Source organism: Streptomyces sp. SID486 (assembly GCF_009865385.1).
Classification (GTDB): Bacteria; Actinomycetota; Actinomycetes; order Streptomycetales; family Streptomycetaceae; genus Streptomyces.
In genome coordinates this window covers 1-7785 of sequence record NZ_WWJT01000018.1, presented here as the reverse complement: position 1 = coordinate 7785, position 7785 = coordinate 1, and the positions used below count along the sequence as shown (strand labels likewise).

The window sequence follows — 7785 nt, the reverse complement described above, 5'->3', positions numbered from 1 at the left end:
CGGAGATGTCGTCCAGGATGTGCGACAGCGGCTCGTCGTCCTTGGCCTGGGTCGAGTTCTCGGCGCACTGCTGGTTCTGCGGCGCGGACAGGATCGGCACGTCCTGGGCGATGCCGACGTTGACCAGAGCCAGCACCGACTGGACGTTCGCCTTGGCCGGCAGCCCCACACACAGCTTGTTGAGCGAGCTCTGCACCAGGGTGGCCTGCGGGCTCATGTCGCCCCTGGTCACCGAGTTGCCGAACGCGTCGGTGGCTCCGTTGCCGCTGAGCGACGTGGTGCCGTGGTCGTTGCCGATGGCAAGCGCCTGGGGGGCTGCCGCCGCCGACACACCGACGAAGGACGCGGCGACCGCCGCCGCGGCCATTGCCTTCTTCAGCATTTCGCTTTTCCTTTCCTGGCTCCTCGCCAGACTCACCGTTCCTGCCCTGGCATCAACCGAGTCGCCGCCCATTGGTTGCGGGGCGTCACCCGATCGGATCGACCGGTGCCGTGGAACCCGCCCGATTCCCGGGCCGTCACGCGGGCGGCCGACGCCGCCGGGTGTAGGCCATCGGAGTGAAGGAGAGGAACTCCTCCGGGCTTGCGGAGTTGACCAGGGGGCTCCGGTGGACGGGGTTTCTCCAGAAGGGAATTACACGTGATCAAGAAGGTACTGGCCGCCGCCGCGGTCGCCACCTCCGTCGTCGGCGCCTCCGCTGCCGCCGCGTCGCCGGCCCTGGCCATCGGCAACGACACCGGCACCACGTCCTTCAGCGGCAACGGTGCTTCGCAGGCGTTCGGCAACTCCGCCACGTACGGCAACATGAGCCCGCAGATGGCGCTCATCCAGGGCTCGTTCAACAAGCCCTGCATCGGCCTGCCGGCGAAGCTCAACGCCCAGTCGCTGGTCGGTCTGGTCAACGTCGGCGTCCTGCAGGACGTGCCGATCCTCTCCGCGCCGCAGAACCAGCAGTGCGTGGAGAACTCCACCCAGGCCAAGGGCGACGAGCCGCTGTCGCACATCCTGGACGACATCTCCGCCCTGTCCGGCAACGGCGCGGCCAACCGCTGAGCCGACCCGGGCCCTGCCGGGCCCCCGACGGGCCGCCGAGCACATCGGCGGCCCGTTCGTCGTTTCCGGCCGCGAGCAGCGCGCGGCGCCGCCCGCGAGCGTGCGGTGCCACCCTCCCGCGCACGGTGCCCCCGGGAAGCGCACGGGAGCGAAGGGGGCGTTCATGCATTCATCGGACTGCGCTGGGCCGATCGGGGCAAACATCGCAACCCAGCCGGAGTTCCAGCCGTTGACGATCACGCAGCTCCTCCCCGGAGTCCGCCTTTCGAAAGGGAATGAACATGAAGAAGCTGTGGGCAACCGCGGCCGTCGCCGCCTCAGTCGCCGGTCTCGCCGGTGCGGCGGCCCCCCAGGCCCTCGCCATCGGTGACGACCACGGCACCACCTCGCTCAGCGGCAACGACGCGACGCAGGCGTTCGGCAACTCGGCCACCCTCGGTGACCAGAGCCCGCAGCTCTCGCTGGTCCAGGGCTCGCTGAACAAGCCCTGTGTCGGCCTGCCCGTGAAGGCGAACCTCCAGTCGCTGGTCGGTCTGGTCAACGTCGGCATCCTGCAGGACGTGCCGATCCTCTCCGCGCCGCAGAACCAGCAGTGCACCGAGAACTCGACCCAGGCCAAGGGCGACGAGCCGCTGTCGCACATCCTGGACGACATCTCCGCGCTGTCGGGCAACGGCGCCGGCAACAGCTGAGCACTCCCCCGCGCGGCGGGTCACCGGTCCGTCCGGTGGCCCGCCGCCGTGTTGTGCGCCGCCTGCGGGCCGGTCACGCCCGCTTGCGGTAGAGGGCGTCGATCTCGGCGGCGTACGCGTCCGTCACCGCGTGCCGCCTGACCTTCAGCGAGGGGGTCAGCAGCCCGTTCTCCTCGGTGAACTCCCCCTCGACGAGCGCGAAGGCGCGGATCGACTCGGCGCGCGAGACGGCCTCGTTGGCGTGGTCGACCGCCCTCTGCACCTCGGCGCGCAACCGCTCGTCACGGACCAGCTCGGACAGCGGGGTGTCCGGCGGCAGCTTCCGGACCGACAGCCAGTGCGCGACCGCCTCCGGGTCCAGGGTGACCAGGGCGGCGACGAAGGGCCGGTTGTCGCCGACGACCACGCACTGGCCGACCGGTGAGCGGCTGCGCAGCCGGTCCTCCAGGACGGCCGGTGAGACGTTCTTGCCGCCGGAGGTGACGAGGATGTCCTTCTTGCGGCCGGTGATGGTGAGATAGCCGTCGGCGTCCAGCGCTCCGAGGTCGCCGGTCGCGAACCAGCCGTCGCGCAGCACGGCGTCCGTGGCGGCCGGGTTGTTCCAGTACGACCCGAAGACCACATCGCCCGCGATCAGCACCTCGCCGTCGTCGGCGATGCGCACGGACACCCCCGGTACCGGCCGGCCGACCGTGCCGGGGCGGGGGCTGAGCGGGGGCACGAGCGTGGCGGCGGCGCTGGTCTCGGTCAGGCCGTAGCCCTCGTAGACGACGATGCCGGCCGCGTGGAAGAACAGGTTCAGGTTGCGGTCCAGGGGGGAGCCGCCGCTGATCGCGTACCGCATCCGGCCGCCCAGCTCCTTGCGGATGCGCCGGTAGACCAGCAGGTCGTACAGCGCCCGGGCGGCGTACAGGCCGACTCCCGGGCCCTTGCCGGTGCCCTTGCCGCTGCCCTTGCCGGGGCCGGGGAAGGTCCGCAGGTGGGCCTCGCCGAAGCGGACGGCCGTGCGCTCGGCCCGGTCGAAGGAGGCGGCGCGGCCGATCCTCTCGGCGGTGGCCCGCCCGGTGTCGTGGATCTTCTCGAAGAGGTACGGCACCCCGACCAGGAAGGTGGGCCGGAACTCTTTCAGCGCCGGGCGCAGTTCGTCGGGCCGGAGGCTCGGGAAGTGGCCGGTCTCGATGCGCGCCAGCAGACAGGCGAGCTGCAGGGTCCGGCCGAGGATGTGGGCGAGCGGCAGGAAGAGCAGGGTGGAGGCGGCCCGGCCGGTGGCGGCCTGGAAGACCGGGTGGAGCAGCTCGACGGTGTTGGCGGCCTCGGCGTGCAGGTTGGCGTGGGTGAGGACACAGCCCTTGGGCCGGCCGGTGGTGCCGGAGGTGTAGCAGATGGTGGCGACGGTGTCGGGGGTCAGCTCGGCGCGCCGCTTGTGCAGCTCGTCGTCGGGGAGGTCCCGGCCGAGGACGGCGAGGTCGGCGAGGGCGCCGGCGGGAGCGGTGGCGCCCGGGTCCTCCTGGAGCTGCCACAGGCGAGGGGGGCGGGCGTGGCCGGCCGTGGCGGTGGTGAGCGTGGCGGCGTTGGCGGCGGTCTCGGTGACGGCGAACCGGGCGCCGGAGTCACGGACGATCCACTCCACCTGCTCGGCCGAGGAGGTGGGGTAGACCGGGACGGACTGGCCCCCGGCCGCCCAGATCGCGAAGTCCAGGACGGTCCACTCGTAGCGGGTGCGGGACATCACGGCCACCCGGCCGCCCGGTTCGAGTCCGGCGGCGACCAGTCCCTTGGCCACGGCGGCCACCTCGGCGGCGAAGGCCGCCGCGCCGACCGGCCGCCAGCCGTCCCGTTCCCGGCGGCGCAGCAGCACGGCGTCCGGGGCCTCGGCCGCGTGCCGGAACGGCAGGTCGGCCAGGGAGCCGGCGGCGAGCGGGGGCGCCAGGGGTGCGGCCCGCACCTCGCGCACCGTTCCGGCGCTGTCCCGGACGATCTCCACCGGGGCGCGGTCCGCGAGAGCGGTGCGCTGCCGTGCCCGTTTCAGTTCCCTGCGTACGCCCATGACGGCTCCCGGTGGCGGTGCGGCCGACGCCCTTACCGACGGGTCAACTTACTCGGAAGTAAGAAAAGGTCAACGGGTCGTGCGGGGCAGGCGGGACTTCCGCCCGGGCGCTAGGAGACGACGTCCTTGCGGGCGAAGCCCCGGAAGGCCAGGGCGAACAGCACCAGCGCGTACGTCACGGAGATGACGGAGCCCTGGATCATGCCGGCCCACTCGGGATGCGGCTGGACCGCGTCGGCCCAGGCGAACTGCCAGTGCGCGGGCAGGAAGTCGCGCCAGTGGCCGAGCGCCGTCACGGCGTCCAGGACGTTGCCGACGATGGTGAGGCCGACCGCACCGCCGACCGCGCCCAGCGGCGCGTCCGTCCTGGTCGACAGCCAGAACGCCAGTCCGGCGGTGACGAGTTGGGACACGAAGACGTAGCCCACGGCCACCAGCAGGCGCTGCGCCGCCGTGCCGGTGTCCAGCGCGCCGCCGGTCGGGATCTCCAGCGGCCCCCAGCCGTAGGCGGCCGTGCCGACGGCGAGTGCCACGAGCGGCAGCAGCACCATGGCGGCGAGGCTCAGCCCGAGCGCGACGACGAGCTTGGACCACAGCAGCCGGGCCCGGGGCACGGGCGCGGCGAGCAGATAGCGCAGCGAGGACCAGCTCGCCTCCGAGGCGACGGTGTCCCCGCAGAACAGGGCGACCGGGATCACCAGCAGGAAGCCCGCCGAGACGAAGAGGTTGACGGCGGCGAAGTTGGCGCCGGAGGCGGTGGCCGTGTCCATCAGCGTGACCTGGTCGTTCCGGCCGCCCGGGTCGCCGCCGACCGCGAAGGCGATCAGCAGCACGAACGGCAGCAGCGCCAGGACCGCGCCCATGACCAGGGTGCGGCGCCGCTTGAGCTGGCGGACCAGCTCGACCCGCAGCGGCAGGGTGCGGCCCGCCCGGTAGCCGGAGGCGACCTCGGTGAGCGTGCTCATGCGGAACCTCCGATCAGGGTGAGGAAGGCGTCTTCCAGGCGGCGGTGCGGGCCGACCGAGGCGACCGGCACCTCCAGCCGGACCAGCTCCACGACGAGCTGCTCGGCCGTGCCGCCCGGGGCGAGCCGGACCAGCAGCCCGTCGTCCGTGCGCACGGCGGAGGCGATGCCGTCCAGCGCGGCCACCTTCTCCCGCACCGGCTCCGGCACGGGTGCGGCGGTGCCGACCAGCAGGGTGTCGCCGGAGCCGACGATCTCCCGGACCGGCCCGGCCTGTACGAGCCGGCCGCGGTCCATCACCACCAGGTGGGTGCAGGACTGCTCGACCTCGGCGAGGAGATGGCTGGAGACGATCACCGTGCGGCCGCCGGCCGCGTAGCGGATCATCACCTCGCGCATCTCGCGGATCTGGGGCGGGTCGAGCCCGTTGGTGGGCTCGTCCAGGATGAGCAGGTCGGGCAGGCCCAGCATGGCCTGGGCGATGGCGAGGCGCTGGCGCATGCCCTGTGAGTAGGTGCGCACCGCGCGGGCGAGTGCGTCGCCGAGCCCGGCGATCTCCAGGGCCTCGTCCAGGCGGGCGTCCTCGGGCGGGCGGCCGGTGGCCCGCCAGTACAGCTCCAGGTTCTCCCGGCCGGTCAGGTGCGGCAGGAAGCCCGCGCCCTCCACGAAGGCGCCGACGCGGGAGAGCACCGACGCGCCGGGCCGGACGGCGTGGCCGAAGACGCGGATCTCGCCTTCGTCGGGCCGGATCAGGCCCATCAGCATGCGCAGGGTGGTGGTCTTGCCCGCGCCGTTCGGTCCGAGCAGGCCGAGCACCTGGCCCTTGTCGACGCGGAAGGACAGCTCGCGCACCGCGTACCGGTCGGCGGACCTCGCGTACCGCTTGCTCAGGTCCCTGATCACCAGGGGCACGTCGGCCAGCTCCGGGTCGGGTGCGGGCGCGTCCGTCCGGCGGCGGGCGGTGAGCAGCAGGGCGAGCGCGGCGAGCGCACCGGCCGCGGGCAGCCACCACACCCAGGAGGGCAGGGGCGCGGCGGCGGTGGTGACCGAGGGGGCCGTCGGCACGCTCAGGTCTCCCCGCAGGGAGACGGTGTAGGTGGCCGGGGCCGCCGGGGAGGCGTAGCCGAGGTCGGTGGAGGCGAGGACCAGGCGGAGCCGGTGGCCCCGCTGCACCTCGTGGTCGATCGCCGGGAGGGTGAGGGTGACGTCCTTGCCGGCCTCGGCGCCGGTCACCCGGAAGGGCGTGACGAGCCCGCCGGGCAGTACCTGCCGGGTGCCGCGGGGGCCGACGTCGTAGACCTTGCCGAACAGGACGGCGTCGGCGCGGGTGGACGTGACGTGCACGGTGGCGGTCGGTGCCCCGGTGATCCGCAGGTCGCGGGTGAGCGGTGCCGAGTCGAACTTCGCGTACTGGCCGGGGAAGTCCAGGGAGACGCCGACGCCGAGCGCGGCGAGCCGGCCGAGGCCGCCGGAGCCGCCGATGCCGGGCAGCGCGGAGACTCCGGGCGGACTGGCGCCGGCCGGGTTGGCGACGTGCTGCCCGCCACCGGTGAGGGCGATGGCGCGCCGGTGGTCGTGCAGGCCCGGGTAGGTGCCGGCGCTCGCGCCGCGGAGCCGGGCGGCGCCGTCGGTGGAGTCGATGCCGCCGGTGCGGGTGACGCGGAAGGCCGGTCCGGTGTCGACGCCCTCGTCGCCCTTCAGGTACCGGTCGAACCAGGCTCGCGTGCGTTGCTCGACGCGGCCGGTCTCCATGTCGCCGCCGTCGTGTCCGCCGGCGATCCAGTCGACGTCGACGGGGGCGCCGTTCGCGCGGATCGCCTTCGCGGCCGCGTCGGCCTGGTCGAGGGTGAACAGCGAGTCCGTCTGGCCCTGCGTCAGCAGGGTGGGCACCTCGATGCGGTCGCCGACGGCGGACGGCGAGCGCTCCTGGAGCAGTTTCCGGGCGGCCGGGTCCGGGGTGCCGGACTCCGCGACCCGCTCGTACATCCGGCACAGCGCGGGCTCGAACTTCGCGCAGCCGCCGCCGGAGTTGACGAAGACGCCGGCCCACAGCTTCTTGAAGACGTCGCCGGGGAACAGGGCGTCGGCGAGGTTCCAGTAGGTGATCGCCGGGGCGATGGCGTCGATCCGGCGGTCGTGTCCGGCGGCGAGCAGGGAGACCGCGCCGCCGTAGGAGCCGCCGGCCATGCCCACGCGCGGGTCGCCGGGTCTGTCCAGCCGCACCTCGGGTTGCCCGGCGAGCCAGTCGACGAGCCGGGAGACGTCGGCGACCTCGCCCTTCGGGTCGTTGAGGCCGATCCGTCCGGTGGAGTCGCCGAAGCCGCGGGCGGACCAGGTCAGGACCGCGTACCCGTCCCGGGCGAGGTCCTCGGCCTGCCGGCGCATGTCGTCCTTGCTGCCGCCGAAGCCGTGGGCGAGCAGGAGGGCGGGGTGGCGGCCGGTGCCGGCCGGGGTGAAGTACGAGGTGTCCAGGCGCACGCCGTCGACCGCCATGACCCGGTCGCTGCGGTGCACGGCGGGCGGGTCGTCGGCGGCGACGGCCGCCGTCCACGTCCCGGCGCCGGCCAGCACCACGACGGCGGCCGCGGCGGCGAGGAGCCGGCGCGGCGCGCGGAGGCGTGCCCGCAGCCCACGGGGTCGAAGATCCATGCGTCAACGGTACGGGGCCGCGCCGACGGCCGCTGCGGCCGGCGGGCGGAGCCGCGGGCCCTCCCTGGGGCGTACGGGGAGGGGCCGGTGTACACCGGACGCGGTACGGCGATGGACGGGGTACGGCGACGGTACGGCTACCGGGCCCGGTACGGCCGCGGGGCCGGTACCGAAGCGGTGCCTGTACCGATACGGACCCTGTACCTGTACGGGCCCTTCACGGCTACGGACCCGGTCCGGTGCGTGGCCGGCCGGCTGCGGGTCCGTCGTGGCCGGGCGCGCAGTTCCCCGCGCCCCTGGACGCCCCTTCGGGGCGGTCCGGGGCGGGTCCCCGGGGCTCTGGACGCCCCCCCGGGGGGCTTGGGGGTCAGGGGTGGGT

Annotated in this window: 6 protein-coding genes; 2 read left to right on the top strand and 4 right to left on the bottom strand. The window is 73.9% G+C overall.

Translation table 11 applies throughout. The annotated features are described in order from the left end of the window. Nucleotides 1–382, bottom strand: a 382-nt coding sequence (locus tag GT045_RS01045) for a rodlin (protein ID WP_161286930.1), incomplete at its 3' end; no start/stop codon positions are given. Between the two features lie 258 nt (nt 383–640). Between GT045_RS01045 and GT045_RS01040 the strand changes: the two genes are divergently transcribed. Together GT045_RS01040 and GT045_RS01035 are read left to right on the top strand one after the other, a co-directional pair. After that, nucleotides 641–1054: a rodlin gene (locus tag GT045_RS01040; protein WP_161332991.1), complete on the top strand. Its 414-nt coding sequence runs from the start codon at nt 641–643 to the stop codon at nt 1052–1054. Between the two features lie 281 nt (nt 1055–1335). Continuing rightward, a complete protein-coding gene (locus GT045_RS01035; protein WP_161332990.1) occupies nt 1336–1746 on the top strand; it encodes a rodlin in 411 nt (136 codons plus the stop codon). Between the two features lie 73 nt (nt 1747–1819). On the opposite strand, the gene GT045_RS01030 is transcribed toward GT045_RS01035, so the two are convergent. The 3 genes from GT045_RS01030 to GT045_RS01020 all read right to left on the bottom strand — a co-directional run bounded on the left by GT045_RS01030 (nt 1820) and on the right by GT045_RS01020 (nt 7406). Further along, on the bottom strand, nt 1820–3793 hold the full coding sequence (locus tag GT045_RS01030) for an AMP-dependent synthetase/ligase (RefSeq protein WP_161332989.1): 1974 nt from the start codon (nt 3791–3793) through the stop codon (nt 1820–1822). A gap of 110 nt (nt 3794–3903) precedes the next feature. Further along, nucleotides 3904–4758 (bottom strand): ABC transporter permease, encoded by an 855-nt coding sequence (locus GT045_RS01025; protein WP_161332988.1) that lies wholly within the window; start codon nt 4756–4758, stop codon nt 3904–3906. Further along, nucleotides 4755–7406: a CocE/NonD family hydrolase gene (locus GT045_RS01020; RefSeq protein ID WP_161332987.1), complete on the bottom strand. Its 2652-nt coding sequence runs from the start codon at nt 7404–7406 to the stop codon at nt 4755–4757. The genes GT045_RS01025 and GT045_RS01020 overlap by 4 nt, the downstream gene beginning before the upstream one ends. Nucleotides 7407–7785: the final 379 nt, after the last annotated feature.

Excerpts from the sequence above, each read along its gene's own strand:
- GT045_RS01035 (WP_161332990.1), top strand. The coding sequence starts at position 1,336 with ATGAAGAAGCTGTGGGCAACCGCGGCCGTCGCCGCCTCAGTCGCCGGT.
- GT045_RS01030 (WP_161332989.1), bottom strand. The coding sequence starts at position 3,793 with ATGGGCGTACGCAGGGAACTGAAACGGGCACGGCAGCGCACCGCTCTC.
- GT045_RS01025 (WP_161332988.1), bottom strand. The coding sequence starts at position 4,758 with ATGAGCACGCTCACCGAGGTCGCCTCCGGCTACCGGGCGGGCCGCACC.
- GT045_RS01020 (WP_161332987.1), bottom strand. The coding sequence starts at position 7,406 with ATGGATCTTCGACCCCGTGGGCTGCGGGCACGCCTCCGCGCGCCGCGC.